The organism is Asaia lannensis NBRC 102526, assembly GCF_024054035.1.
Lineage (GTDB): Bacteria > Pseudomonadota > Alphaproteobacteria > Acetobacterales > Acetobacteraceae > Asaia > Asaia lannensis.
Window position 1 is genome coordinate 162,215 of the sequence record NZ_JAMXQU010000005.1, and the last position, 26,310, is coordinate 188,524.

The window sequence follows — 26,310 nt, forward strand, 5'->3', positions numbered from 1 at the left end:
CTCGTATGAAATTTTGATGTGGAAATATCAGAGCATTGAGGATGCTAATACTTGTTAAACGCCGGGCGCCATAAATCGTTATCCGCTCGCGTTTATGTTATCAGCCATTTTCCTCATCGCAGCGTTAGGCCCCTCGAACCCGAGTGCAGACAGGGAAATGCCGGTGTGTCGGGTCAGGATGGAAAGAAACCTATGAGCGATTCTTTTGCAAAACGCCTGAAAGAAGGAAGCCCCGCCGAACGCGGCGCCGTCTATGACGGGAAGGGCGTCAATTTTGCCGTTTTCTCGGCTAATGCCGAGGCGGTGGAAATCTGCCTTTTCGACCAGAATGGCGAAAAGGAAACCGACCGTATCCGACTGCCGGAATATACCGATCAGATCTTTCATGGCTGGGTGCCCGATCTGCGTCCCGGCCAGCTCTATGGCTATCGCGTGCATGGACCTTACGAGCCCGATCAGGGGCATCGTTTCAACCCGAACAAGCTCCTTCTCGACCCCTATGCGCGTGAACATTTCGGCCAGATCGAGTGGAATCCGGCCCTGTTCGGCTACGAGCTCGGTCATGCCGACAAGGATCTGAGTTTCGATTCACGCGACAGCGCGGCTTTCATGCCCAAATGCGTGATTACCGACCCCAAGGCGCAGCATCTCGGCCCGCTCAAGACACCGTGGACCGATACGGTGATTTACGAGACCCATGTCCGTGGCTACACGCTCAACCATCCTCGTGTGCCGAGACGTCTGCGTGGAACCTATGCCGGGCTCGCCAATCGCCACGTGATCGATCATCTCAAATCGATCGGTATCACAACGATCGAGCTGCTGCCGATCCAGAGCTTCGTCGCGGATGAATATCTGGTCGACAAGGGTCTGACGAATTACTGGGGCTATAACACGATCGGCTTTTTCGCTCCCGATACGCGTTATGCCGCCGATCAGGACGATGCATTGACCGAAGTGCGGCGCATGGTCGCTGCCTATCACGAGGCCGGGATCGAAGTGATTATGGACGTGGTCTATAATCATACCGCAGAAGGCAATGAGCTTGGTCCGACCCTGTCGTTCAAGGGGCTCGATAACGCGTCCTATTACAGACTCATGCCCGATAACAAACGTTTCTATATTAATGACACGGGCACTGGTAATACGTTCAACCTTACAAAAACAGCGTCGCTGCAATTTGTTGTCGATAGTTTGCGTTACTGGGCAAACGAGATCGGAGTCGATGGATTCCGGTTCGATCTCGGTACCATTCTGGCCCGCGAGCTGGACGGTTTCGACAGTGAGTCCGGCTTTCTCAGGATATGCCAGCAGGACCCGACACTGACCCATCTGAAACTGATTGCCGAACCTTGGGACGTTGGCCCCGGCGGGTATCAGGTCGGTCATTTCCCGCCGGGCTGGGCCGAGTGGAACGACAAGTATCGTGATACGACGCGCGATTACTGGCGTGGTGAGGCCAAGGCAAACGAGCTTGCCCCCCGTCTGCTCGGCAGCCCCGACATGTTCAACCATTCCGGTCGTCAGGCCTGGGCCAGCGTCAACTTCCTTACCGCGCATGACGGTTTCACGCTGTGGGATTGCGTCTCCTATAACGAGAAGCACAATGAAGCCAATGGTGAGGACAACAAGGACGGCACCAGCGATAACCGCTCCTGCAATTACGGGGTGGAGGGGCCGACCGATGACGAGGCGATCAACACCATACGCTGGCGTCAGTGTCGCAATATGCTGGCAACGCTGATCTTCTCGCAGGGCACGCCCATGATTGTCGCGGGGGACGAGTTCGGCCGCACACAGGGGGGCAACAACAACGCCTATTGCCAGAACAATGAAATCTCGTGGGTCGACTGGCGCCTCAGCGATGAGGGGACGCGCCTGTCCAAATTCACGACACGCCTGCTTGCCCTGCGCCGCCGTTTCCCGATCCTGCGTCGTGCACGTTTTCTGACCGAGGCCTATAATCCCGAGCTCGACGTCAAGGAGCTGACCTGGGTCAGTGCCTCGGGCGGCGAGATGCAGCAGGAGGAATGGACGCAGGCCCAGTGCTTCGGCGTGATGCTCGACGGGCGCGCCCAGCCCAGCGGTATCATGCGTCGCGGTGCAGATGCGACATTGCTGCTGATTCTCAACAGCTGGCACGATGTCGTCGAATTCGCCCTGCCCAAGGCCGAAGGCGAGGAATGGAAACTGCTGCTCGACACCAACCGGCCCGACGATGGTGAGGCTCTTGAGCAGGAGCTTTTCGCCCAGGAGCAGATCTATACGGTCACCGGTCGTTCGGTTCTTCTGTTCGAGCTGATCACCAAACCGGTCTCAGCCTGACGCAGAACGGGGGAGGGGACAGTCTCTCCCCCTTTTTGATGGTAGACTCAGACAGGCATGTCGCGGTTGTCGGCAATGGCCTCCATCGAAAGATAGGAGGTCACCGTATCCAGCTCGACCTTGCTGATCAGGGTCTGATAAATGCCATCGAAAGCGTTCATGTCCCTGGCGACGATCTTGAGCATGTAGTCGTAATCCCCTGCCAGACGATGGAAATCGACGATGTGAGGGATGGACAGAACAGCCTCGCGGAATTGCTTCAGCCAGTCTTTCGAGTGGTAGCGTGTGCGCACCATCACGAACACCGTAACGCCCAGCCCGACGGCTTCCTTCGACAGGCGTACCGTTTCTCCCTGTATCACATTGCTGGTACGCAGGGCGTTCAGCCGGCGCCAGCACGCATTTTGCGAAAGGCCTACCCGTTCGGCCAGATCGCGCTGCGAAAGGGAGGAATCGGCCTGGAGGGCACGAAGAATGGCGCGGTCTATATGATCCATGAAAAGACTAAAAACAGATCATATGATAGAAAGATAGCCTGTTTCATGATGAAAACAGGTAGGGATTCCGCGGACTGATCGCTCTATCTTCGGACGGGCCATTCAAGGAGCCTGCCCGATGATCGATCCCGATACCTGTCTTGCCGCTTTTGCACAGTCGCTCAGAAACGATGGGGGCAGGGAGGCGCTTGGCGCCGGGATTATCGGCGAGGGTGTTGCGGTGCCTGGGCCGTTCGGGGACCATCCGCTTCTCTATGCCGACTATGTGGCCTCGGGGCGTGCGCTCCAGCAGGTCGAAGCCTTCATGCTCACGCAGATCCTGCCTTATTATGCCAACAGCCATACGCAGGCCTCGTATTGCGGGCGGGTCATGACGCGTCTTCGCGCATCGGCACGCAGCCATATCGCCAGACTTTGCGGCGCCACCGATGCGTATAGTGTGGTCTTTACGGGCTCGGGGGCAACGGCAGGGATCAATCGTCTCGTCAGTCTCACCGGGGTGACTCAGGCTGTGGCAGAGGGGAAAAATCCGCTGGTCCTAATCGGCCCCTATGAGCACCATTCCAATATTCTCCCCTGGCGCGAAAGCGGTGCCGAGCTGATCGAAATTGCAGAGGCCGAGGCAGGAGGTCCCGACCTGACTGCGCTCGAACAGGTGCTTTCTACTCAGAAGGCCGGGCGTCTGGTCGTCGGTGCGTTCTCGGCTGCATCGAATGTGACAGGTATCCTGACGGATGTGGATGCCGTCACGCGTCTGCTCAACCGTTACGGTGCGCGCTCGGTATGGGATTATGCAGGCGGCGGTCCTTATCTCGCCATCGACATGGCATGCGGAACGCCTGAGCAGAAAGATGCCGTGGTGATCTCGCCGCATAAATTCCTTGGTGGGCCGGGGGCTTCGGGTGTGATGATCCTGCGCAATGAGGCCGTGGCCATTTCGAAGCCCAGCCTGCCGGGCGGCGGGACCGTGCGCTTTGTCTCACCCTGGGGTCATGATTATTCCAGCCGCGTATGCGATCGCGAAGAAGCCGGTACGCCCAATGTGGTAGGCGATATACGCGCGGCACTCTGCTTTCTGGTCAAGGATGCGATAGGCCAGGCGTACATGGATCGTCGCCACGCCGAACTGCGACAGCGTGCACTGGCTGCCTGGGAAAACGTGCCTGAAATCGAGCTGATCGGGGCCTCGGGCGACAAACCGGCTCTGCCGATTTTCTCGATGCGTATTCGCGATGTGCAGCGTGGCGGCTATATCCATCAGCAGCTTTTCACCAGACTTCTGTCCGACTGCTATGGCGTTCAGGCACGCGGGGGCTGTGCCTGTGCAGGGCCCTATGCCCATCGCCTGCTTTCGATCGATGCGCAGGCATCGGATATCCTGCGCCGTGCCATTCTCTCAGGGCAGGAGATCGAAAAGCCAGGCTGGACGCGTCTCAACTTCAGCGCCCTGATGAGCGATGACAAGGCTGATCGTGTCATTCGCGCTGTTACTACTCTGGCAAAACAGCCTTATCCGATGGCCGACTTCTATCGCTGCGATGAGCAGACAGCCCGTTTCGAGGCCCTTTCCGCCTGAGCGACTACACTCGACGGATATCCGCTTGCACGAAGGCTCAGGCGTCTTCCTCGGTTTCGTTCTGCGCAATCTGGAAGGCGCCCGTATTGAGTTTCGAGGCTGCGAGATGGCCGAGCGATACGGCCCCGAGGCAAAGCACGGCCGAGAGAACGATATTGGCCAGCGCACGCCCCCAGGCATCGGCGCGTAGCAGGTCGAGCGTTTGCAGGCTGAACGACGAGAATGTCGTGTAGCCACCGCAGATGCCGACCATCACGAACAGGCGCATGTTTTCCGAAACGGGAAAACGACCATGTGCCAGAGTGAGCGTGCCGAAAAATCCGATGACGAACGAGCCCACTGTGTTGATGGCCAGGATCGTTCCCCATGGCATGGCACGGCTATAGGGAGCCGTCGCAACCGAGACGAGGTAGCGGCCGAGCGTACCGATTGCGCCGCCGAGCATGACAACAAGACAGGTCATAAAAGACATAGAAACAGAAAACTCCGGTCAGGGGGTATTTGTGCCGTCTTATCACAGGTGGTCCCGCGGGGTCAGTCGCGAAGACGGGCCGGACAATCCCCGGGCAGGTCGATTTCGGACAGCCCGCGCTTATAGGGTGCGCATGTTACAGGGCCGATTGACGCGCCATCGTTTTGCGGAGCCGGTAAAGCTCCAGCGTGTCGATACTTGCCCCCGCGCCTGTGGCTTCCAGTTTCAGGTAGGTCAGCGGGTTGGCGGGAAACAGCAGCGCGGTACCGACCGACAGGCCGCCATTGGCAAAGACCTCAAGCGTGCAGGCATCGAGCACGAGCCTGACATCGAAATGCCGATCATCCGGGTTGAGCGTCGTCGAGAATTGCCCGGTGAAGAAAGGCTGTTTGAAACCGTTCAGATCGGCCCGGTCGATCCAGAGCTGACCGCTGAAGGCATCGAAACCGATGGTCAGGCTTTCGCCCGTATCATTGCCGAAAACAATGACAAAGCGCCCGGTGCGACCCTTGTCTCCCAGCGGGAGATTGGGGTTCATCTGATCGACCGTCGCACTCAACACCAGTTCAAGCGCCGCGCCGAGCGGAAGCTGCACGGAGGCACTCGCCCCCGCGGCAAGTCTCTTGCAGGCAAATGGCACGGTGGCCTCTCGCAGGGTGTCGAGGTCCCGGGGCGACTGGGCCAGACGTAGCCACCCTGCAGAATCATGGCGTAAAATCATCAGGCGCGGCAGGGTCATGCAGCCACGCCAGCTCTGTGTGGGCAACTCCTGACAATACTGCCAGTTACCCAGCCATGCGATCGATACAGCCTCATGTCCAGGCATGTTTTCATAGACCTGAAGCGCATAGGCATCCTTGGCAAAATCGGTCAGGCCGATCACCGTGTCATCGGGGATGAAGTGACTGCCATCGAAGCTGCCGACAAAATACTGGGTGATGCTTCCGCCTGTCGGGCTACCCGGATTGACCGAAATGAACAGCACCCAGCGCGACCCACCGCCCTCGATAGGGATCTCGATCAGGTTCGGGCATTCGTAATCGACGCCGAAAAGACCCGACGGGCCGAAATTGCTCAGATGCACCCAATGCTGCAGGTCGATGGAGGCGTAGAATGCAATCTGATGAAGGCGTGCCTTGGCCACGACCATGACCCATTGTCCGGTCGGAATGTGAAAAAATACCTTGGGATCGCGAAAGGAATTGCTGCCGATATCGAGCACGGGATTATGGGGAATATCCCTGAAGCTCTTGCCGTCATCCTCGCTGATGGCAAGGAACTGCGACTGTTTTTTCGGTGTTGCACGCGTGTAGAGCGCAATCAGGCCGCCTTTGCCCCCGGCGAACAGGCCGGAACTGTTATGCGTGTCGAGAACGGCACAGCCGGTAAATGCTTCGCCGTCCGGTGTTTCATTCAGCGCAATCGGCTGATCTTCCCAGGCCAGCATGTCGCTGCTGATGGCGTGGCCCCAGTGTACATGACCTGCATAGGGGGCAAACGGGTCGAACTGGTAATAGAGATGGAACACACCGTTATTGTAGATCAGCCCGTTCGGATCGTTCATGAACCCGCTTTCGGGTGAGAAGTGGATCGTCGGGCGATAGAATGCATCGCTTTGCGTGCGAATGACCGGATGTGCCGTGGCGCCGGGCTGATCGGCGGGTGAGGGGTGAGAGGCGTTCGGCTCGGCTTTTCTTTCTCCATCCGGCGCCTTGGGAGGGGATTGTGGACCGGGCGCGGCCTGCGCCAGAGCCGCCCCCATCAGGCCTCCACCTGTAACTGTAAGAGAAGCAAGCGCCCGACGACGGCTTAATCCGGAGAGGGCAGGGCGCTCGGTCATGATGGTCTTCCTCGGGAACTGCGACAGGAGGTCGTGTAGAAGGGCTCGACCATAGGCCATGCATCCTGTCGCGACAAACGGGCACGGTGAAGGGATCTAGGCGCTGTCGCCATTCTCCTCGATGCGCATCGCCTAGAATGTCGGATCACGGAGTGGTGTTCATATCAGGCAAGAAATCATCGGTTTTTGTTAAGAACCGATCTGTTTGATGAGATGGTGTCGTTATATCTAACATAACTGTCATGTTCCCCAATGTCGGGATCGAGGCAGAATGCAGGAAGGACGACGAGATGGCGCAGGCACTGGTTCTGGAAGAGCGTGGAAAACTGTCCCTGCGGGAGATCGCGCTGGATGACACACTTGGCCCCGATGATGTGCGTATCGCTATCCATACGGTCGGCATCTGCGGTAGCGACGTGCATTATTACACACATGGGGCAATCGGACCTTTTGTGGTGCGTGAGCCCATGGTGCTGGGGCATGAAGCGTCAGGTGTTGTCACGGCGGTTGGCGAGCGGGTGAAGACGCTTCGGATCGGCGATCGCGTCTGCATGGAGCCCGGCATTCCTGATCCGCTATCCCGCGCCGCACGTCTGGGACAATATAATATCGATCCGGCTGTACGTTTCTGGGCGACGCCGCCTGTGCATGGGTGCCTGACACCTACCGTGGTGCATCCTGCTGCCTACACCTTCAAACTGCCCGATCATGTGAGCTTCGCCGAGGGTGCGATGGTCGAGCCGCTGACGGTGGGCGTTCATGCCTGCGTCAAGGCGAAGATCCAGCCAGGAGATGTCTGTCTCGTTACCGGTGCCGGGCCCATCGGCATCATGACAGCGCTGTCTGCACTTGCCTCAGGCGCGAGCCAGGTTTTCATCAGCGATTTTTCTGCGCCCAAACTCGCTATAGCCGGGCGCTATGCCAATATCGTGCCCATCAATCTGGCCGCGGCGAAACCGGCCGAGCGTATCGCCGCCCAGTGCGGTGAAGGCTGGGGTGTGGATGTGACATTCGAGGCCAGCGGTTTCGAGAGCGCCTATCAGGATGCGCTGGATTGCACCCGCCCCGGTGGGCGTCTGGTTCTGGTCGGTATGCCACCTGAAAAGATCGCCTTCGATATCGTTGCAGCACAGTCGAAAGAGCTGAGCATCGAGACAATCTTTCGCTATGCCCATGTCTATGATCGCGCCATTGCACTCATTGCCTCGGGGAGCATCGACCTAAAGCCGCTGATCTCGGGCAGCTTTCCATTGAGCGAGGGCATTGCGGCCTTCGGGCGCGCGGCGGAAGGGCGGCCGGAAGACGTCAAACTCCAGATAACGCTCTGACTTTCCACGCGCACGAGGCACGTCTCATGTCGTTTCTCAATGGCATTTCCACGGGTCACACCCCTTTGGGTCAGAATGGACGAGGGGGGCGGAACTCCGCCATTCTGGAACTGATACCGGAGCATAAGACCGGCAGTTTCCGCTGGCACCGGCACGATTACCCGGCAGCCATCGCCTGCTGGAACTACCACCCGGAATATGAGCTGCACCTGATCACCCAGGGCGCTGGCCGTGCCATGATCGGTGATCATATCGGCTCTTTCTCGACGGGGCAGCTTGTTCTCATCGGGCCTGATCTGCCTCATGCGTGGTTCAGCCCTCTCTCCGAGGGCGAGGTGCTTCAGGGGCGCGACGTGGTGCTTCAATTCAGCCAGAACTGGATTGAGGGGCTGATCGCGCTTTGTCCGGAGCTGTCGGGCCTGACCCGCATGCTTGCTGAATCGGTTCACGGGCTTGAATTCACCGGGGTGCAGGCACTGGCCCATGCCGAGGCGCTTGTCGCCCTGGGTAGTACGCAGGGTCCGGGCCAGAAACTTGCCTCCTGCGTGTCCCTTCTCTCCGGGTTGTCGCAATCGCCATGGCGGCGTCTTTCTACCGGGCGCGATCGCACTGTGGCGGGTGGTGACGGGATTTCGGGCGCAGCGCGCATCAACCGTCTGGTGCGCCAGCTCCTGACGACCGATCCCGCTACCATCCGGCATGAGACCATCGCTTCTACCATCGGCATGACGCCATCGGGATTCTCGCGCCAGTTTCGTGCGGTGACGGGTGAGACGTTCATGAGCTTCATGCAGAAGCTGCGTATCGGCCATGCCTGTCATCTGCTCGCGACGACCCCCAAGGCGGTGACCGATATCTGTCGGGAAGCAGGGTTCAGCAATCTCTCAAACTTCAATCGCGTATTTCTGGGCTTGCGCGGCTGCACTCCGCGCCAGTTCCGCCAGCAATCGCGACAGATCGCCGCACCCGACCTCAGGGTGCATACCCGTTCCCTTGGCGCCCCGAAGCGCCAACTGCAGGAGGCCTGAGCCTGTCATGACCGATCTCTCCACCCGTTTCTCGCTTCAGGGCAGGATTGCCGTCGTCACCGGGGCCTCACGGGGCTTGGGTGTCTCCATCTGCGAAACGCTGAGCGCCGCAGGGGCCGATATCGTGGCTATCGCACGCGATGAGGCGCTGCTGGACGAGACGCGCGCGCTGGTCACTGCGCAGGGCCGGACCTGTCTCGCCATTGCCGCCGATCTGCTCGATGCCCGGGCTGCGGAGCAGGTTGCTACGCGCATACGCGGCGAGCTCGGCGCACCGACGATCCTTGTCAATAATGCCGGGATGAGCATTCCGAAATCGCTCATCGAGCAAAGCGTTGAGGAATGGGATTCCATTCTCAATCTCAACCTGCGGGCGCCCTGGCTTATGGCGCGGGCGCTGGCGCCGGGCATGATCGAGGCCGGGGGCGGGAAGATCATCAATATCAGCTCCATGGCCAGCAGCGTGGCGCTGACCGATCATGGCCCCTATGTGGCCTCCAAGGCCGGGCTCAACGGTCTGACCAAGGTGATGACAGCCGAATGGGCACCCCATAATATCCAGTGCAATGCTGTCTGCCCTACCGTGGTCTGGACGCCCATGGGCGAGCGTGTCTGGGGCGTAGGTGACAAGCTCCAGCGCTTTCTCGAGAAAATTCCCGCAGGCCGCGTCGCGACACCGCAGGAAGTGGCCGATCTTGTGCTCTATCTCGCTACCCCTGCCTCGGGGATGATCAACGGGCAGGAGATCTTCGTCGATGGCGGTTATACCGCCATATAAAGCACCGGATGTTCCCTATTCCCAATGCGGGAACGGATCGGCAAGGTGTGCATGGGCGGTCGGATCGAAGGCACCCAGACTGTCCGGCATGACGAGACAGCTGTCGAGACGCAGGCGCAAGGCGATTTCATTCAATCCGGCTCCGATGAAAACGATCTCCTGTCTGCGGTCGCCATAAGTCTCGTCCCAATATCCCAGCAGGGTTTCGTGCCATGCCGGGTCTTGCGGCCAGTGTTCGTGTGGGATGCTGGCCCACCAGCGTCCGGCAGCCTGATTGCGCGCCAGTGAGCCCGCAATGCTCAGTTCTCCAACCCAGTCCGGGCGTGTGGCCAGCCAGAAATACCCCTTGGCACGGACCAGGCCGGGCCAGGACTCCTCGATAAACCGTGCAAAGGCAACGGGGTCGAAAGGGCGTCTTGCGCGATAGACGAAGCTCGACACGCCATATTCCCCGGTTTCCGGAGCATGTGTTTCGGGGTGATAGAGTTCCTGATACCAGCGTGCATGACGTTGGGCACGTTCGAAATCGAACAGACCGGTATCGAGAACCTGAGCCGGATCGATGCGGCTTTCTGTCGTCTCGATCAGCCTCGCCTCACTGTTGAGGGCGCGTATGATGCGTCGTACTGTCTGACGCTGCGATTCCGTTGCGGCATCGATCTTGTTGAGCAGAACGACATCGGCAAACTCGATCTGGTCCACCAGCAGATCGACAAGGGCGCGGCCATCGTCATCTCCCGCGACTTCACCCCGGTCGCGCAGGAAATCCGTCGAGGAGAAATCGGCCAGAAGATTGGCCGCGTCGACCAGTGTCACCATCGTATCCAGACGCGCGATATCGCTGAGGCTGCGTCCGTTTTCATCCCGGAATTCGAAGGTTGCGGCGATGGGCAGGGGTTCGGCAATGCCCGTTGATTCGATCAGAAGATAGTCGAAACGCGCCATGGCAGCGATACGGCCCACTTCTGTAAGAAGGTCGTCACGCAGTGTGCAGCAGATGCAGCCATTGGTCATCTCGACCAGGCTTTCCTCGGTACGGCTCAACTCTCCGGCGCCGGATCGTATCAGTGCGGCATCGATATTCACTTCGCTCATGTCATTGACGATGACGGCAATACGCAGCCCTGCGCTGTTGTTGAGCAGATGATTCATCAATGTGGTTTTGCCCGCACCGAGAAACCCCGACAGAATCGTGACGGGCAGACGTGTGTCGTTCCGGGCAGGCGTGTCGGAACTAGGAGCGGCTTTTGACGATGCAGGGGAGCTGTTTTGGGTCATGGCAGTCTTTCGAGGCGACACATTGATTTTCGAGGTAGATCTGTTATGTTATAACATAACCTAATCGAGAGATGCGCCATGTTCAACCCATGTCCCACACGTCGTGTTCTCGCCTATCGCAAAGAGCCTCTGGCAATCACGCTCCCGGCAGGCGATCTGACCATTCTGCCTTTCGGGTTGCTGGACCGGGTGCGTGACGAGGCCTTTCGTTATCTCGGGTCGAAGCCGCGACCGGTGATCCTGCGTGGCACGATCGAGGCGCTGTCAGCGCAGCTCGACACGTTGCTGCAGGGACAATCCCCGGCACTCAAAGAGGATATTCTGTCTCTGGCCCGGCTTTACGCAGATATTTCAGGACAGGACTTCGTTCGTATCAGGCTGGAGCGCGTTCTGACCGATAGCTGCCGGAAATTCCATGTGGATCATCTCAGCTTGCGCCTGCTGCGCAGCTATGTCGGGCCTGGCGTACAATGGACGCGTGACGAAGGGGTTACGATTCACGATACACCGCCCGGCTCGGTCGTATTGCTCGCCGGTACGGCGCACCCCGGCTGGTCGGAAAGCTGCACGGCCAGACACCGTTCTCCACCCATGACCGACGCCCAGTTGAGTCTGGGTGGCCGATTGCTTCTGACGATAGACGAAACATCTCTCGGAACGGACCGATCCATTGATGCCATGCTGGCGCAAACCGATGAGCCGCATGGGGATTGGTCGGGCCGTTGTGCCGATCCGGCTTGCGCTGCGATTCATGATGCAGCTCAGCTCGAGGGAGAATCTGGTCAGACCGCGTCGCACCAGAACGCAGAGCAGGTAGCCGCAACGACTGAAGCCGCGCAGAAACATATGCACGCGCAAAGCCCGGAAGATCCGTCTTTCCAGCATTCCGCCCTGTCGTCCGAACAGCTGGCGCGGCGTGAAAGCACCTGGAACATGGCTCAGGGAACGGGTCCGCATGTTCTCCATTGAGAGTTGGCCCGATGTCTCCCCCCTTTCTGGCGCAACCGACGATGCGCCACGCGTCCGGGCGGGAGGACTTGAGGATGCGCTCTCCCATCTGACGCGGGAGGATCTCGATATGGTGGTGTGGGCGCGCAGGCCCCCGGAAGGCTGGGTGCAGGCGATGAGAGCGCATTTGCCTGACCTCACGCCGTTCGACCTTACCGGTACCGTCGAGCAGATCACGCAGGCTGTGAAAGACCGGCAGCCAGAACCCGTCGTGGGCGCAGGTGAGCATGGACACGCCTCTTACCCGGCGTTTCTGATCGAGGATATTATCCACTGCGCTTCGCTCGCAGCTGCCCTGTCCGGGTCGAACAGGCTTCATTTGACGCTCAGCACAGGGACTGGAGGCATGCCTCAGCCGGGTGGGAGATTGACCCTGTTCTGTGCCTATGGGCATGACGATGTGTGCTGGTATTCCGGAGGGGGATTCGGTGGGGCTGCCATGACACGCTTTGCTCCGTTCAGTCTTGCCTTAATGCCAGCACGGCGTGAAACACGCTTGCGTCTGGTGCCCGACCCTGCCTCTCTGGGTGTCGTTCTCCTTATCCGGGCCCTGTAACACCGGGGGGATCGCCCCCGGTCAGGAGCGGTGGATCTATCCGCGCTTGTGCGGGCCAAATGGCGTACCCGGATCGGTTTTCTGCTTCGTTCAGAGCGTGATTTTGCCTTGACGGTGCAGTGTCTGAATGCGGTCTGCCGTGCGGAGCGCGATCGCTGTTATGGTCAGTGAGGGATTGACCCCGCCGACCGTCGGAAAGACCGAGCCATCGCAGATCCACAGATTGGGCACATCCCAGCTTCTGCAATCGGCATCGACAACCGAGTTTTCAGCGGAAAATCCCATTCGTGCCGTACCTGCCAGATGGTTCGTATCATTCTCCTGACGCCAGATATCCTGTGCCCCGATGAGTTCGAGAGAGCGCTGCATTTCCCCCAGGGCATGCTGGATCATGACCTTGTCATTGTCCTGCCATCCATAGGTGATGCGCGTGATCGGCAGACCGTACTGGTCTTTTTCATCGGCCAGCGTCACGCGGTTCTCCATGCTTGGCAGCATTTCGCCCACCATCTTGAGACCGACCTGATGATTGTAGTCCATCATTTTCTGGCGCAGCGCCTCGCCCCACATCCCGCGCGAGGAAGAAACGGCAGAGGACCATTCGAGCGGAAGAGGTCCCTGGGCCATCCAGCAATAACCGCCGAAAAAGTCCTTTTTATCTTCGTAATTCCAGTGTTCGGTGATGGTGAGCGAAGGCGGTCCCTTGTTCCATCGCACCATTTCCTTCATGCGGCCATAGACGGCCTGATTGGACTGCACCATCAGATTGCGCCCGACATAGCCGGAGCGGTTGGCTAACCCGTCAGGGAAACGGTCTGTGGCAGAATTCAGAAGCAGGCGCGGTGTTTCGATGGCATAGCCCGCAACGATAACCTGCTTCGCACGCTGGAAATGCCATTTGCCCTCACGATGATAATGCACACCGGTGGCGAGCCCTCGTGAGTCGGTTTCAATGCGGCTCACCATGGCCAGATCGCGTATTTCCGCTCCGGCTTTCAACGCGCGCGGGATATAGGTGACCAGCTGGCTCTGTTTGGCGTTGGTGGAACAGCCCACGCGGCAAAAGCCACGATAGACGCAAGACGGTGAGTCGCCTCTCGGGGCCGACACCGTGGCGAGCGGTGTCTCCGACCAGCGATACCCCATGGCTTCGGCACCGCGTGCCAGCCACTCACCCGCACTGCCGATTTCATGTGCACGATAGGGATAGCGCGGGCGTCTGGGCCCCCAGGGATACGAGACCGGCCCCGCAATGGCGAGGTCACGCTCTGCCTTGTCGTAATAGGACCACATCTCACGCCAGTCGAGCGGCCAGTCCACGGCATAGCCGAGTTTCGTGCGTGCCTGAAACCACTCGGGTCGAAAACGCAACGAAACCATAGCAAAATGAACCGTCGATCCACCGACGGCCTTGCCACTGTTGTTGCTTCCCATCTTGATGGGATTGGCGCCGTCCACAAGGCGTTCGTCGGTCCAGTAGAGCTGGCTCTGGCTTGTTTCATCCGAGGCGAAATCCTCGAGCGGTCGGAAATACGCACCGGCATCGAAGCCGATGACCGAATAGCCCATTTCAGCCAGCCGCGCGATAAGAGGGCCACCCCCGGCACCGGTTCCGATTACGACGAAGTCCACAGCCTCGTTCTGCGCATATTCGCGCATGGGAACCCATGCGCCTTTGCGGAAAACGTCGGGCGCACGGCCGTTCGTGGCCCGCGGCGTGTACAGGGGATTATCGGACATGACGGTTTTCCTTGCGCGTCTTCTCGACTGTCCCGGGAGTTGCTTCGATCGCTTCCCATGGGTCACGCCGGTCGTTCTGCAGGCGCACGTAGCCACGCGGGCTGGCGGGGCCGCCAAACCCGATTTCGCTCCAGGCGGTGGGATGGGCGTAATAGGCGGAGAGAATATCGGTCAGTACATGGCCGTTGAAAAAGAGCTGCATCTGTTCGGCGCTCCAGCCTGCGTGCCCCAGATTTCCATCGGCCGCCTCCTGCATCAGGGATTCCTGTAGTTCCGGCGGTAGCGCATGGAAACTTCTGTCATGGCGTGCAAGCGCCTCCGCTTCGAATACGGCCAGACCGTTTTTCCAGGTGTCGCATTGAGGTGGCAGCGCCGCGTCGCGAAAACCGGGGCGTGTGTCGTGAAGGAGTTTCTGATCCACATAGGCGGCCAGTGGCACGGGCGAACGGTCGCGCGGCTGCGGCATGATCCGGTCGCATAATGCGCTCAGTGTGCGCCATTCCAGTGCATTCAGATAGCGGGCCTCTCGCGGAACGGCGAGACGCGCATCGATCACGCGCCGTGTCGCCTCGTTCCATGAAGGGGAAAGACGCTTGTTGAGAACGTCATAGCCGGGATAACGCTCTGTCGCCGCGTTCGTGGTCACGTCAGACATCGCTGTCATCCTCCATCAGATCGAGGGCAGCGAGCCCGGCCAGTGCCAGGCCGGTAAAGGCGGGTGGCGCGGGAATGGGCGGGCCATTGAGCAGGTTCTGCTGGATATTGCGCCATCCATCCATATCGCGACCGACGCCAATGGCATGAAAAACAGTGCCTGAAACACCCATGATGGCTGTTGCGCGCAACCACCAGCGCGTCAGACGCCGGTCGGTGCGTGTATCGCCCAGTGATGCGTTGGTCAGCGCAGCCGCCGCTGCTGGCGGCATGGTGACGGGCAGCATCATGAAAGGATCATGAAAGCTGCCTCTGAAATGCAGCAATCCGGCTTCTGCTGTCGTGCCGATCATACCTGCGCCGGAAACGGCACCGATCACGCGTCCGGCAGGCAGACCGAACAGGCGCGGTGTTTCACCTGCAGGCGTGTCGCGCACGCGCTCGGAGAAAAAGCCGAGCAATCCCGAAAGGCCGATAGCCATCGGTGCGCCGAGCGGTGCACCGTAAAACAGGTTCTGCCAGATGAACCGACCCGGTTTCTGGATGACGTTCCAGAAATGGAAGCCTGTTCCCGCCAGTCCTACAAGGCCGGTCAGCGCATAGATACTATCGCGCGCCCAATGCGACTTTGCGCGTTTGTCGGCCGTTCCATGCGCGGAAACCGCCAGCGCCAATGCCGATGTCACCAGGGGCGTGTACATTGCCTTGTTTTCGAAGCTGCCGCGATAATGTTCCACGGCACTGTCGAAAAGCACGGAGGCAGCCAATGTGCCTGCTGAGCGATTGAGTCGCCGCGCCGCCAGATTGGCCCGGTCTGGCGATGGAGCGCGCTCTGTTGAAAGGGCGGGGGGCAGAGCTTTCCTGCTCATGCGCCCACCGCGTGCTGCCGCGGCAAAGGCAGCCGCCGTCAGGGCGCCGGTCAGGCCGAGAGCCCAGCCGACGGCCCCGCGTGGGCCGTTATAACGCGCCACTCAGGACTTCTTCGCAGGAAGGAAGGTCGCAAGCATCTCCTTGGCCGATCCACGAATGACATCGAGCAGTTCAGGCTCGGTCGGCAGGGACGACAGGAACGCTTTCGCCTGTTGCAGGGTGATATGAGGCGGTAGCGGGGGCACGTCGGGATCGGTTCTGGCTTCGAGAATGACAGGACGATCTGCGCTCAGAGCCTCTTCCCACGCGCCGGCGATCTGATCCGGGTGATCGACCAGAATGCCCTTGAGGTCGAGGAGTTCGGCATATTTGTGATAGGGGAAATCGGGGATGGACTGTGTGGCAGTCGTCTTGCCCTCGCCGAGCTGGACGCGCTCTTCCCATGTCACCTGATTGAGATCCTGGTTATTGAGAACCAGAACGATCAGTTTCGGATTTTCCCACTGCTTCCAGTATTTGGAAATCGTGATCATGACATTCAGTCCGTTCATCTGCATCGCGCCATCGCCCATGCAGGCAATGACGGTGCGTTCGGGGAACGCCATTTTGGCAGCGACCGCATAGGGCGTGCCAGCCCCCAGAGAGGCGAGGCCGCCTGAGAGGGATGCTTTCATTCCACGGCGTATTTTGATGTCACGCGCAAACCAGTTGGCGACCGAGCCTGAATCGGCGGTGATAATGGCGTTTTCCGGCAGGAGAGGGGACAATTCCCAGAACACGCGTTGCGGATTGACCGGATTGGCATCTGTCATGGCGCGTGCTTCGAGCACCTTCCACCATGTCTCGACCTCTTTTTCGATTTTCTCGCGCCAGCTGCGATCGCTCTTGCGCTGTAAAAGCGGGATAAGGGCGCGAAGGGTGGCCGTGCTGTCTCCCTGCAGGCAGACTTCCATGGGGTAGCGAAGAGACAGATTGGACCCGTTGATGTCGATCTGCACCCCACGTGCCTGACCCGGATCGGGCAGAAACTCGCTATAGGGATATGCGGAGCCGACCATCAGGAACGTATCGCATTCCTTCATCAGGTCCCAGGACGGTTTGGTGCCGAGCAGACCGAGCGATCCGGTTACATAGGGCAGTTCGTCCGGCACGGCTGCCTTGCCAAGAAGAGCCTTGGCGATGCCTGCGCCGAGCAGATCGGCAATGGCGATCAGTTCGTCCGTCGCATCGAGCGCGCCCGCGCCGGCCAGTATGGCGACTTTCTTGCCCGAATTCAGGATTTCGGCTGCGGCCTGCAATCCGTGCATTTCGGGCACGGGGCTGATAACGGTCTCGCCAATGCCGGTATGGGTAAAGCCATGCGCCACAGGCGCGTCCTTGTAGGGCAGTTCCTGCAGGTCATTGGGAACGATCACGATCGTTGGGGCGCGCTTGTCGCGGGCAATGCGAACGGCACGGTCGATGGCATGGCGCATCTGCGTAGGCTCGGTAACCGTGACGATATATTCGGACCCGACATCCTTGCAGAGCGATTGCAGATCGACTTCCTGCTGGTAGTTCGAACCCATACAGGTGCGGGCCTGCTGCCCCATGATGGCAACGACACCGACATGGTCGAGCTTGGCGTCATACAACCCGTTGAGCAGATGGATGGCCCCCGGCCCGGATGTTGCAAAACACAGACCGACCTGACCCGTGAATTTTGCATGAGCCGATGCCATGAAGGCGGCCATTTCCTCATGGCGAACCTGCACATATTCGATGCGCCCTGCATCGATCTCATGCTGCAGTGCTACATCGATGCCGCCTGCACCATCGCCGGGATAACCATAGGCTCTTTTGAGTCCCCATTCCTGGAGGCGTTTCCACATGAACTCGCTGACATTCATGGACATGGCTGTGATGCTCCGGCGATTGGCTGTGTGGCACAGGAACGTCGCGTCAAGCCGGAATGTTCATTCACATACTTTGTAAAATTATTTTATATTCATGAACTCGGATGAGCCCGCCCCGCTTTGTTGAGCGTTATCAACGGTGGGAAATGAAATGCGACGGTGCCGCCTTGCCTCACATTAACGTGACGGCAACGGAGTAGTGTCCCGGGCTCCGCCCATCGTTGTGATTTCATTGGCGTTTGCCCAGCACGATCTATCCGGAGGTTCTCCATGTCCATGACGGCCAAGCGGCGTTTGCACGATATCTATCGGCTTACTGATTTCGAAAAGGCGGTGAAGCGCTATCTGCCAAAAGCGGTTTATGAGTACGTGCGCAACGGTGCCGGGTCGGAAATCAGCCTGCGTCGCAACAGGGCGGTTTTTCAACGCTATCTATGGCGTCCCTATCGTTTGCGTGACGTCTCGTCTCTGGATACGAAAATCACGCTGTTTGGAGAGACCTACGATCAGCCCTTCGGTTTTGCGCCCACGGGTGGAGCCGCCATGACCCGCTATGACGCCGACCGTATCGAGGCTGCCGCAGCGCGACGTCATAATCTGTTCTATGCCCTGTCGGCCAATTCGCTGACACCGCTTGAAGAAATCATACGCATCAATCCGCGCAGCTGGTTTGCGGCGTACCTGCCCAGCGATATGGCGGTGATCGACGGTATGATCGATCGTGTGCAGAAGGCGGGTTATCCTGTTCTTCTCATAACCTGCGACGTGCCTGTCCCAGCACAGCGCATTGCGGAAACGAAGGCCGGATATTCTATGCCTATCCGGCCTAATCTACGTTCCACTCTGGGGGGGATTGTCCATCCGGGCTGGACGTTCGGTACGCTTGGGCGCACGATCCTGCGGGACAGGAACCCCAGGATCGTGAATATACGCCCCAAGGGCGGACCGGGACTTTTTTCCAGTGAAATCGCAGCGGTCGGTGGATCTCCCCATTTTACCTGGGATCATATCCGCCATATCCGTGCACGCTGGAAAGGCAAACTGGTGCTCAAGGGTCTTTTGCGCCCCGAGGATGCGGCCGAGGCTGCCAGTATCGGGGTGGATGGTATCGGCATATCGGATCATGGCGCGCGCCTGCTGGATTCGACGATAGCGCCACTCGAAGTACTGGGAGAGATGAAAAAAGCGGCCGGTTCCATGGCGGTTCTTGCCGATAGCGGTTTTCGCTGCGGCGGGGATGTTCTCAAGGCCATGGCACTGGGGGCCGATGCCGTCATGCTCGGCCGTCCATTCCTCCAGGCCTGCGCTCTTGCGGGTGGGGCAGGGCTCGACAAAGCCGTATCAATCCTGAAAACCGAAATCAGTCGTGATCTCGCTCTTCTTGGGGTCACATCGATCGAGGCGCTGGATCGTGACCTGCTCAAGGATCTCGGTGAAATGCATTCTGCAGAACGCGCACCGGATTACGTCTGAGCGTTTCCAGATAACGGGCAAGGGGAGGGGGAGCGATAATCTCCCCACTCCGCTTTCGTGCTGTTTTAAGGCAATACAGACATGGCCGTTACGCCCATAGCGGCGCATTGCCATCTTTGTTCATCATATCTTTGATCAGGGGGTCAGATCTCTCATTCGGCAGGTTTATAGCTCGATGTCCTGCCGTGACACTGTCGGTCAGAAGCGCTCTCGCGTCACGAAGGATCGACATCGGATCGTCACCTCCGGGCTTTCTGCCGTTTCACGCAACCAGTCCGGGTGCGATGCGCTTTTGAGAGTGGTGAGGTCGCCGACCTCTATTCTTCGTTTTCACTCGATCTGTGGAACTGGCCGATGCGTTCTCCTGTTGCTTATCGTTCCGATATTGAAACGCTAGAGGCCAGCGAGGAGCAGGTCAAAAGCAAGCTGCTCGCGACGTTTCGGAAAATCATAACGGCCACACGGCGCGATCTCGGTCATGCTTCGCGTGGCGTGCACGCGAAAAGTCATGCCCTGCTCGATGGCAGGATCCATATTCCTTCAGGTCTGCCGCCGGAGCTGGCCCAGGGATTGTTCGCCCATCCCGGGTCTTTTCGCGTAACCGCGCGTTTATCTGCCATACCGGGCGATCCATTGCGCGATGCTGTATCCGGGCCAAGAGGTTTCGCGCTGAAAATACACGATGTGCCCGGCGCGTTGCTCGACGATAATCGCGGCGTCGCCGTTCAGGACTTTCTTTTTGCAAATGGGACGGTTTTCGGTGCCCCGGATGCAAAAGGGTTTCTGCAGATGCTGCGTGTTCTCGCATTGACCACAGATCGTGCCGAGGGAGCCAAGGCTCTGCTCTCACGCAGCCTGCGTTTCTTACAGCGTGTTCTGTCTCGTTTTGCGGCGCGTAGTTCAGCGCTCGATGCTCTTGGTGGTTTTGCCCCGACTCATCCGTTGGGTGACCGCTTTCATTCTCAGGTGCCTGTGCGTTTTGGAGCCTATATCGGCAAGCTCGATCTGGTCCCTGAATCGGAGAGCTTTCGACGGCTCACCGGTCGGATGATCGATATCGATCATGATCCGATTGCAATCAGGCGAGCGATACAGCGTGTCATGGCACAGGAGGGCGGACGCATGAGCCTGCGTGTGCAGCTTTGTCGCGATCTGGAGAAGCAGCCTGTCGAGTCTGCAACTGTCGAGTGGAACGAAACGCTCAGCCCGTTCCAGACGATTGCGAGCATCGAATTTCCCCCTCAGGTCAGCTGGAGTGAGAGCAGATCAAGGGAAATCGACGATAGTCTTTCGTTCTCGCCCTGGCATGGGCTGGTTGCCCATCGACCTCTGGGCAATATCATGCGCGCAAGACGCGCCGCCTATCCGTTTTCCTCACAACTGCGTGGCAGGCTGAACGGCTGTCCCATGCGCCTTGCCATGTCTGCGACGGACGATCAGCGGACCGCGAGAGAGAACGGCGCATCATTGTAACTGTGATTGTGACGGAAATAGCCGTCGGTTCGATCGCATCCGGAAGACTTTTTCGCCGGTAGGTTGGCCGTGTGTCAGCGCCCGCATGCTCTCATACCCTTACGGGCATCGCAGGTGGTGGGGGGTGATGCGTAGCCCGCCCGGCAGTGATTGCTGGGCCCCTGTCCCGCCCTCCCGTTATATCGAGCCAACACGCGGTAGATAAAAGTGCAGTATGCGTCGTGCTGTTGTCACGATGCTGGGCGTGTATGTCGCTGGCGGAGTCGAACCGCACTGGCTGCCCCGTGGCCCACCAGAAAGGCCGGTATACCCTGCCGGCAGGGGTGTGTTCGCTCTCGATAAAACGGTACCAGCTACGCCTTCATTCCAGTTCGATGTTCCAGTTGTGTTTTTGTATCTCCACCTCCAGCAGGCGCAGTTTCTTGGAGTAAGTGTCTACCCGCTTCTGAACCTCGGCTACCGACACTGTCGGGCAAAACCGGACCTCGGATTTGGTTATGCGAGACTGCGTGACGGTTGCTTCTTTGGCAAGGTCGCGAAAAGTCGCTACACGCAAACGAAGCATATCGCGCTCAGCGAGAGCCTGGGTCATCGTCATGCCGTTATCGAGAACGGTCGATGCATTGGTCGCATTGATACGTGCGATCAGCAATTGCAGTTCGGCAATATCGCGATCGTATTGCAGCAGCAGTTCGTTCGGGTCTTCGGCGGGGGTATCGCCTTCCTGAACCTTTGCATTGCGGAGCAGGCGTGCCTTTAGCTGTTCCAGCTTTTTGGCAAGATCAGATCGTATCGTAAGAGCTTCAGCGAGAAACACGTCGATCTCCCTCCTTATCCTGTTTTGTGTGAACAATATTGCAGAACAGGGAAAGCTGCCATGCTGTATTGGCGTGCAAATTCGGATTTCCGTACGGAATGCACCGCGAAGTGATCGATGGAACAATGCCAATGCGATCGGGTGGAGGGATGAAGCATTTACTCTTTTTTTGGGTGGGATTTTCATCGGGAATCACGGGTGGAAAGTGACGGTACGATATTTGCGAGTGAGGTCGTTCCCCGGCCTATGAATTTCATGTATTTATTTCAAAACGATTCTGCTTGTCTTTCGACAGGATCGCTTTTGTTTTTTAATATTACAAAAAGCCCGTCTTGTCATAAAACCGTCACGTAACTGACTTATAGGCTCGTTTATAGCTGCGAACACTTAGTTCAGCTTATGGTTTATCAAGTTCATGCGTGTTCGCTCCTTTCCGACCCTGTTGCTTCTGTGCGGGGTCGTCATTCCGTCCTTCGCTCTGACGCCTGCTGTCGCAAGCGGGGCTGATCGCGACGACGATATTGCGGCCTTGCGCCGCGAGATGCGCGAGATGCGGGCCCAGATGCAGGGACAGATCTCGGATTTGAGGCATGAACTGCAAAAAGAGCGTAATCTGCGCCACCGGGCGGAACTGGCACAGGCGCGTCCTGTTCCGACAAAAACCATCAAGACAGGGGGGACGTCCCACCACGATGTCTCTGCCGAACCGACACGGCTTGCCTCTGCTCATTCTGCTACCGCAGCGGCGACCGGACAACCAGCCGGACGGCCCGTAGCCTCCTCTTCCGTCTCGGACACGGCGCGTGCCGATACAGTTCCTGCGTCATCCGGCGCGGTCCAGGTGCCCTCGGAAACGATGCCATCGAAGGGTGGCGCGGGGTCTCGTATCGCGGCGCCTCCCGCTGCTGTACAGCTTGCCTCTGCCGGTCGTGGCGAGGGTAAACCGTCAAACCCGCAGGTGGCCTACGACACCCATCTCATTCCACCGCCCGATCACGGTCTGAACATGTCTCTGGCGGATTTCCGGCGGGCAACACGAACGGCTGAAACGGTCGATATCGGTGGTATCAGGATCGGTTTCCCCGCAGGTCGTCCGACCATTGCCTCAAGCGATGGTCTGTATGCCTTCTCAGTGGGACTGGTCATGCATCTGGATATTGGCGGCTTTCCGTCCAGTGGCGGCTCCGCTCAGGGGCAGACTGGCCGCTTCCCCAAAATGAATGAAAATGCGCGACGTCTGCGCCTTCCTCTGACATGGCGCTATGGCAACCTTCTGGCCAATCTGACGCCGGAATGGGGGCGCACGGTGGATGGTACGGCGGGGCTATATGAAGCCAATATGGTTTATAGCGGGTTCCACAACTCGCAGCTGACCGTCGGTTATTATCAGCCGCGTGTGACCATGCAGGATTCGGAATCCTCGAACGGGTTCATTCTCATGGAACGAGCATCGGTTTCCGAAATCGTCCGCCTGATTGCCGCAGGCGATACGCGCATGAGTCTGGGTGGGCGTACGCATCAGAAACGCTGGTATCTCGGGGCTTATCTCACCGGTCAGACCTATGGCGATCGCACGAACGATCCGACTGTTTCCGACAGCCAGATGGGTGGGCTGCTGCGTGTGGCAGGGCGCCCTGTCGCCGCGAAAAACGTCGATCTGCATCTCGGCATGTCCTCGACGATGTCTTTCAAGCGCAACCAGACTGCCCAGGGGCGTGTGCTGTCGCTGAGCGACCGTCCTGAAACACGCCTGACGAATGAGCGATTGATTTCGAGCGGGACCATCGCCGATGTCGGTAGGGTCTGGGCGATCGGTCCGGAAATTGCCCTGCGCTACAAAAACGCCCTGATCCAGGCCGAATATTATCATATCGGTGTCGATCGCACCGACGAGGCCAGAAAGAAGGGGCCTGCGCCCAATCTAGGTTTCGACGGCTATTATGTATCGGGCAGTTATACGCTGTTCGGTCAGCCGCGCCGTTACAGCCCCAAGGACGCCGCGTTCTCTGCGCCGGCGCCGAAAGAGGATTTCGATCTCTGGAACAACCAGTGGGGTGCACTCGAACTCGTCGGGCGATGGAGCGTGATGGATTTCAACAGCAACGTCGCCCGCGACAAACCGGCCTCAGTCACTGGCGGAGTACGCGGCGGTGTTCAGACGGTCTGGTCGGGTGGGTTGAACTGGTACCTCAACCGGCATTACCGCATTCAGCTTCAATACAGCCATATCGACGCCACGCGCTCGCAAACCGTCGGGACGGTCAATACCAAGGGGCGTTCGGTCAACATGATTGGCAGTCGTATCCAGGCAGCCTTCTAGGAAGTCTCCCGGAAAGGCGGTCGTATCGTTCGTTCAGGAAGGTTTCGTGGTCAGGCGCGCCTCGTTCATGGGCAGGCTGCTGGCGATGCTGTCGGCAAGCTGGGTGAACAGCTTTTGCAGCAATGCTGCCTTGGCAGCATCGTCCGCCACGCTCCCCGTCACGCTGAGGTTGGCCCGTCCGTTACGTATGGCGCGTGACTCGATTCCGGGCAGATCCGTCCAGGAGGCAACAAGCATCGCCTGTCCCTGTTGCGTGATATCCATACGCTCGATTGTAATGGCCAGTCTGGTGTCTGGCGTCTGCTGGGGCGAATAGGCTGTGACCATGCGCTGCGGCCAATCCTGTGCGAGGCGCGCTACGATCAGATCCGTCGCGGATTGGGAAAGCCGGCTTGCCCAACGACCGTTGCTGCTGCGCAGAAGGCGGCTGCCATCACGCAGCAGAATATCCTGCGTATCGAGATAATCCGGCATGGCGATGCGAGGCACGTAAACGACGGGGGCATCGGCTTGTGCCAGTCTGCTCCCGTCGATGGGCGGCGCAATGGTATAGAATTGCACGGGTGCCGATGCGCAGGCTGAGAGCAGTCCTGTCAAAAGACCCATAAGCGACAGAGAGGTGCGAAGGCGCAGGGTCATTGGCGACGTCCTGTCAGCAGAAGTTGAGGATTGCGCTCGACATCGTTGGCGAAGCCGCGCAGAGCCGCTGCAGCCGCAGCAATATCGCGCAGGCTGGAATCGAGATTGGCGCGATCGATCGAACGGGGCGATGTCATGCCCTGAAGGTCGGTCAGGGCCTTGTTTGCCGTCATCATGGTCTCACGGCTGTTCTGGATCAGAAGATGAATGTCTTTCCCGCGAGAAGTCAGCTGTTCCGATCCGGTCGTCGCCAGACGGTCCACCGATTGGAGCGTGCGCATGACTTGCGGTTGCAGCGTTGCGATCATGGTACGCGCCGTATCCAGCGCTGCACGGCTGTGATCGGATGTCTGCTGCAGGCTGTCGGCCAGTGCAGGGAGGCGCTGGTCGAGTGTTTCTGCCAGATGACGGACGACGGCGAGGGTTGTCGCTGCATCTTCAGTCAGCTTGCGCAGGGGGAGATGGGTCAGGGTGCTGGTGATAGCCTGTATGGGCGATTGCCGTGTGGGAATTTCCGTCTCGTTCGTTAGCTCGGGATGCAGGGTGGCTGGCGTGCCGGGTGAAATATCGAGATCGATCTGCGATGTGCCTGTCACGAAACTCTTGAGGTTCATCTCGCCGCGCAATCCGTGCGCCACCAGGTCCTGAAGGCTCGGCAGATGACCGTGTTTCTGACCAGCGACCAGAATATCGTCCCGGCGCAGCGTGATATAGACGGGAATAAACGCCTCACGCGTTTTAGGGTCGTATTCGATAGCAATGCGATCGACTGCGCCCACTTGCACGCCGCGGAAATTGACTGGCGCTCCGACCGACAGACCGTTGGTCGAGCCGCGGAAAATGAGAACGGCCCGATCCGTATGGGTAAAGGGATGGAAATTGCCGAAGAAGACGAAGGCGCAGATCATCAGCGCCATCCCCCCCAGAACGAACGCCCCGACGAGTGCTTGTCTGTTCATCAGGCGTTTCCTTCTTCGTTGCGTTGCCTGTTCATGAAGGCATGAACCTGCGGGTCATCGCAGTTGTCGCGCAGGTCGCGCGGAGATCCATGGGCAATGGGGCGTTTGGTGATGGCATCGAGAAAGATACCGTCATCGGCGATGGTAAACAGGCTGGGCAGTTCGTGACTGACGATCACAATGGTCGCATCGAGCCCATCGCGCAGATTGAGGATCAGATCGTCCAGACGTGCCGAGGTAATGGGGTCGAGCCCTGCCGAGGGCTCGTCGAAAAACAGGATATCGGGGTCGAGCGCCAGCGCCCGGGCCAGACCGGCGCGTTTGCGCATGCCCCCACTGATTTCCGAAGGGGTAAGATCTATGGCGTCCAGCAGCCCGACCAAAGCCAGTTTGAGTTCGACCAGACGCCGTATGGCGCGTGCATCGAGCTTTGTGAACATCTGCATAGGCAGCGCAACATTCTCGCCAACCGTCATCGAGCTCCATAGGGCGCCACTCTGAAACAGCACGCCGAAACGATGATTCAGTTCTGTGCGATCTGCGTCGCTACCTGCCCAGTAATCCTGCCCCCCGACATGGAAGCTGCCTGTTTTCGGCCTTAGCAGGCCGATCATGCTTTTGAGCAGGGTGGATTTGCCGCATCCTGAGCCACCCATAACGGCGAATATGCTGCCTTTGCGAACGGTCAGGTCGATGTTGGACTGGATGATTTTCGGGCCGAACGCCAGTGTCACGTCGTTCATGGCCAGAATGGGAACGTCGCTAATGGGGACATCGCTCATGG

The 26,310-nt window shown here is 58.9% G+C and carries 22 protein-coding genes; 10 read left to right on the forward strand and 12 right to left on the reverse strand.

What is annotated here, in order from left to right; genetic code table 11:
• Nucleotides 1-192 precede the first annotated feature (192 nt).
• On the forward strand, nt 193-2,325 hold the full coding sequence (glgX, locus tag NF685_RS08830; RefSeq protein WP_252849364.1) for a glycogen debranching protein GlgX: 2,133 nt from the start codon (nt 193-195) through the stop codon (nt 2,323-2,325).
• A gap of 47 nt (nt 2,326-2,372) precedes the next feature.
• On the opposite strand, the gene NF685_RS08835 is transcribed toward glgX, so the two are convergent.
• Nucleotides 2,373-2,822 carry an Lrp/AsnC family transcriptional regulator gene (locus tag NF685_RS08835; RefSeq protein WP_222548138.1) on the reverse strand — a complete coding sequence of 150 codons (450 nt, stop codon included), beginning with the start codon at nt 2,820-2,822 and terminating at the stop codon, nt 2,373-2,375.
• Between the two features lie 118 nt (nt 2,823-2,940).
• Between NF685_RS08835 and NF685_RS08840 the strand changes: the two genes are divergently transcribed.
• Entirely contained in the window at nt 2,941-4,398 is a 1,458-nt protein-coding gene (locus NF685_RS08840) for an aminotransferase class V-fold PLP-dependent enzyme (RefSeq protein WP_252849365.1), read from the forward strand.
• Nucleotides 4,399-4,435: 37 nt separating this feature from the next.
• Here NF685_RS08840 and crcB read toward each other — a convergent pair whose 3' ends face one another.
• Together crcB and NF685_RS08850 are read right to left on the reverse strand one after the other, a co-directional pair.
• Nucleotides 4,436-4,870, reverse strand: coding sequence for a fluoride efflux transporter CrcB (crcB, locus tag NF685_RS08845; RefSeq protein ID WP_222548136.1), 435 nt, complete (start codon nt 4,868-4,870; stop codon nt 4,436-4,438).
• Nucleotides 4,871-5,006: 136 nt separating this feature from the next.
• The gene (locus tag NF685_RS08850) at nt 5,007-6,710 is read right to left on the reverse strand and encodes a glycoside hydrolase family 32 protein (protein ID WP_252849366.1); all 1,704 of its coding nucleotides are present in this window, start codon (nt 6,708-6,710) and stop codon (nt 5,007-5,009) included.
• A gap of 290 nt (nt 6,711-7,000) precedes the next feature.
• Here NF685_RS08850 and NF685_RS08855 point away from each other — a divergent pair, with 290 nt between their 5' ends.
• From NF685_RS08855 to NF685_RS08865, 3 genes are read left to right on the forward strand one after another with little or no spacing between them, the layout of a single operon-like run.
• Complete coding sequence (locus NF685_RS08855) at nt 7,001-8,038, forward strand: NAD(P)-dependent alcohol dehydrogenase (RefSeq protein WP_252849367.1); 1,038 nt, start codon at nt 7,001-7,003, stop codon at nt 8,036-8,038.
• A gap of 26 nt (nt 8,039-8,064) precedes the next feature.
• A complete protein-coding gene (locus tag NF685_RS08860) occupies nt 8,065-9,066 on the forward strand; it encodes an AraC family transcriptional regulator (protein ID WP_252849368.1) in 1,002 nt (333 codons plus the stop codon).
• Between the two features lie 7 nt (nt 9,067-9,073).
• Nucleotides 9,074-9,844, forward strand: coding sequence for an SDR family NAD(P)-dependent oxidoreductase (locus tag NF685_RS08865; RefSeq protein ID WP_222548133.1), 771 nt, complete (start codon nt 9,074-9,076; stop codon nt 9,842-9,844).
• A 15-nt stretch (nt 9,845-9,859) separates the two neighbouring features.
• Here NF685_RS08865 and NF685_RS08870 read toward each other — a convergent pair whose 3' ends face one another.
• Nucleotides 9,860-11,122: a GTP-binding protein gene (locus NF685_RS08870; RefSeq protein WP_252849369.1), complete on the reverse strand. Its 1,263-nt coding sequence runs from the start codon at nt 11,120-11,122 to the stop codon at nt 9,860-9,862.
• 78 nt (nt 11,123-11,200) lie between these two features.
• On the opposite strand from NF685_RS08870, the gene NF685_RS08875 reads away from it, so the two are divergent.
• A complete protein-coding gene (locus NF685_RS08875; protein ID WP_252849370.1) occupies nt 11,201-12,091 on the forward strand; it encodes a DUF1826 domain-containing protein in 891 nt (296 codons plus the stop codon).
• A complete protein-coding gene (locus NF685_RS08880; protein WP_252849371.1) occupies nt 12,078-12,686 on the forward strand; it encodes a DUF1826 domain-containing protein in 609 nt (202 codons plus the stop codon). Before NF685_RS08875 ends, NF685_RS08880 begins: the two co-directional genes overlap by 14 nt.
• Nucleotides 12,687-12,776: 90 nt before the next feature.
• Here the strand turns inward: NF685_RS08880 and NF685_RS08885 are convergent, their stop codons facing one another.
• Genes NF685_RS08885 through NF685_RS08900 form a run of 4 tightly spaced genes read right to left on the reverse strand, consistent with a single transcriptional unit; the run spans nt 12,777 to nt 17,839 of the window.
• Nucleotides 12,777-14,426, reverse strand: a complete 1,650-nt coding sequence (locus NF685_RS08885; protein ID WP_252849372.1) for a GMC family oxidoreductase — start codon at nt 14,424-14,426, stop codon at nt 12,777-12,779.
• The gene (locus tag NF685_RS08890) at nt 14,416-15,081 is read right to left on the reverse strand and encodes a gluconate 2-dehydrogenase subunit 3 family protein (RefSeq protein ID WP_252849373.1); all 666 of its coding nucleotides are present in this window, start codon (nt 15,079-15,081) and stop codon (nt 14,416-14,418) included. The genes NF685_RS08885 and NF685_RS08890 overlap by 11 nt, the downstream gene beginning before the upstream one ends.
• Nucleotides 15,074-16,051, reverse strand: coding sequence for a hypothetical protein (locus NF685_RS08895; RefSeq protein ID WP_252849374.1), 978 nt, complete (start codon nt 16,049-16,051; stop codon nt 15,074-15,076). The genes NF685_RS08890 and NF685_RS08895 overlap by 8 nt, the downstream gene beginning before the upstream one ends.
• The gene (locus NF685_RS08900; RefSeq protein ID WP_252849418.1) at nt 16,052-17,839 is read right to left on the reverse strand and encodes a thiamine pyrophosphate-requiring protein; all 1,788 of its coding nucleotides are present in this window, start codon (nt 17,837-17,839) and stop codon (nt 16,052-16,054) included.
• A 276-nt stretch (nt 17,840-18,115) separates the two neighbouring features.
• On the opposite strand from NF685_RS08900, the gene NF685_RS08905 reads away from it, so the two are divergent.
• Complete coding sequence (locus NF685_RS08905) at nt 18,116-19,318, forward strand: alpha-hydroxy acid oxidase (protein ID WP_252849375.1); 1,203 nt, start codon at nt 18,116-18,118, stop codon at nt 19,316-19,318.
• A gap of 354 nt (nt 19,319-19,672) precedes the next feature.
• Nucleotides 19,673-20,791 (forward strand): catalase family protein, encoded by a 1,119-nt coding sequence (locus NF685_RS08910; protein ID WP_252849376.1) that lies wholly within the window; start codon nt 19,673-19,675, stop codon nt 20,789-20,791.
• Nucleotides 20,792-21,152: 361 nt separating this feature from the next.
• On the opposite strand, the gene NF685_RS08915 is transcribed toward NF685_RS08910, so the two are convergent.
• Nucleotides 21,153-21,794, reverse strand: coding sequence for a DIP1984 family protein (locus NF685_RS08915; protein WP_252849377.1), 642 nt, complete (start codon nt 21,792-21,794; stop codon nt 21,153-21,155).
• Nucleotides 21,795-22,023: 229 nt separating this feature from the next.
• Here NF685_RS08915 and NF685_RS08920 point away from each other — a divergent pair, with 229 nt between their 5' ends.
• Nucleotides 22,024-23,928, forward strand: coding sequence for a porin (locus NF685_RS08920; protein WP_222548124.1), 1,905 nt, complete (start codon nt 22,024-22,026; stop codon nt 23,926-23,928).
• A 33-nt stretch (nt 23,929-23,961) separates the two neighbouring features.
• Here the strand turns inward: NF685_RS08920 and NF685_RS08925 are convergent, their stop codons facing one another.
• The 3 genes from NF685_RS08925 to NF685_RS08935 are packed head-to-tail and all read right to left on the reverse strand — an operon-like array spanning nt 23,962 to nt 26,308.
• Entirely contained in the window at nt 23,962-24,567 is a 606-nt protein-coding gene (locus NF685_RS08925) for a PqiC family protein (protein ID WP_222548123.1), read from the reverse strand.
• On the reverse strand, nt 24,564-25,526 hold the full coding sequence (locus NF685_RS08930) for an MlaD family protein (protein ID WP_222548122.1): 963 nt from the start codon (nt 25,524-25,526) through the stop codon (nt 24,564-24,566). Before NF685_RS08930 ends, NF685_RS08925 begins: the two co-directional genes overlap by 4 nt.
• The gene (locus NF685_RS08935) at nt 25,526-26,308 is read right to left on the reverse strand and encodes an ABC transporter ATP-binding protein (RefSeq protein WP_252849378.1); all 783 of its coding nucleotides are present in this window, start codon (nt 26,306-26,308) and stop codon (nt 25,526-25,528) included. The genes NF685_RS08930 and NF685_RS08935 overlap by 1 nt, the downstream gene beginning before the upstream one ends.
• Between the last annotated feature and the right edge of the window lie 2 nt (nt 26,309-26,310).

Excerpts from the sequence above, each read along its gene's own strand:
- NF685_RS08890 (WP_252849373.1), bottom strand. The coding sequence starts at position 15,081 with ATGTCTGACGTGACCACGAACGCGGCGACAGAGCGTTATCCCGGCTAT.
- NF685_RS08850 (WP_252849366.1), bottom strand. The coding sequence starts at position 6,710 with ATGACCGAGCGCCCTGCCCTCTCCGGATTAAGCCGTCGTCGGGCGCTT.
- NF685_RS08870 (WP_252849369.1), bottom strand. The coding sequence starts at position 11,122 with ATGACCCAAAACAGCTCCCCTGCATCGTCAAAAGCCGCTCCTAGTTCC.
- NF685_RS08875 (WP_252849370.1), top strand. The coding sequence starts at position 11,201 with ATGTTCAACCCATGTCCCACACGTCGTGTTCTCGCCTATCGCAAAGAG.
- glgX (WP_252849364.1), top strand. The coding sequence starts at position 193 with ATGAGCGATTCTTTTGCAAAACGCCTGAAAGAAGGAAGCCCCGCCGAA.
- NF685_RS08905 (WP_252849375.1), top strand. The coding sequence starts at position 18,116 with ATGTCCATGACGGCCAAGCGGCGTTTGCACGATATCTATCGGCTTACT.
- NF685_RS08925 (WP_222548123.1), bottom strand. The coding sequence starts at position 24,567 with ATGACCCTGCGCCTTCGCACCTCTCTGTCGCTTATGGGTCTTTTGACA.
- NF685_RS08840 (WP_252849365.1), top strand. The coding sequence starts at position 2,941 with ATGATCGATCCCGATACCTGTCTTGCCGCTTTTGCACAGTCGCTCAGA.
- NF685_RS08880 (WP_252849371.1), top strand. The coding sequence starts at position 12,078 with ATGTTCTCCATTGAGAGTTGGCCCGATGTCTCCCCCCTTTCTGGCGCA.
- NF685_RS08920 (WP_222548124.1), top strand. The coding sequence starts at position 22,024 with ATGCGTGTTCGCTCCTTTCCGACCCTGTTGCTTCTGTGCGGGGTCGTC.
- NF685_RS08915 (WP_252849377.1), bottom strand. The coding sequence starts at position 21,794 with ATGAAAATCCCACCCAAAAAAAGAGTAAATGCTTCATCCCTCCACCCG.
- crcB (WP_222548136.1), bottom strand. The coding sequence starts at position 4,870 with ATGTCTTTTATGACCTGTCTTGTTGTCATGCTCGGCGGCGCAATCGGT.
- NF685_RS08865 (WP_222548133.1), top strand. The coding sequence starts at position 9,074 with ATGACCGATCTCTCCACCCGTTTCTCGCTTCAGGGCAGGATTGCCGTC.
- NF685_RS08910 (WP_252849376.1), top strand. The coding sequence starts at position 19,673 with ATGCGTTCTCCTGTTGCTTATCGTTCCGATATTGAAACGCTAGAGGCC.
- NF685_RS08900 (WP_252849418.1), bottom strand. The coding sequence starts at position 17,839 with ATGAATGTCAGCGAGTTCATGTGGAAACGCCTCCAGGAATGGGGACTC.
- NF685_RS08935 (WP_252849378.1), bottom strand. The coding sequence starts at position 26,308 with ATGAGCGATGTCCCCATTAGCGACGTTCCCATTCTGGCCATGAACGAC.
- NF685_RS08930 (WP_222548122.1), bottom strand. The coding sequence starts at position 25,526 with ATGAACAGACAAGCACTCGTCGGGGCGTTCGTTCTGGGGGGGATGGCG.
- NF685_RS08855 (WP_252849367.1), top strand. The coding sequence starts at position 7,001 with ATGGCGCAGGCACTGGTTCTGGAAGAGCGTGGAAAACTGTCCCTGCGG.
- NF685_RS08860 (WP_252849368.1), top strand. The coding sequence starts at position 8,065 with ATGTCGTTTCTCAATGGCATTTCCACGGGTCACACCCCTTTGGGTCAG.
- NF685_RS08835 (WP_222548138.1), bottom strand. The coding sequence starts at position 2,822 with ATGGATCATATAGACCGCGCCATTCTTCGTGCCCTCCAGGCCGATTCC.
- NF685_RS08885 (WP_252849372.1), bottom strand. The coding sequence starts at position 14,426 with ATGTCCGATAATCCCCTGTACACGCCGCGGGCCACGAACGGCCGTGCG.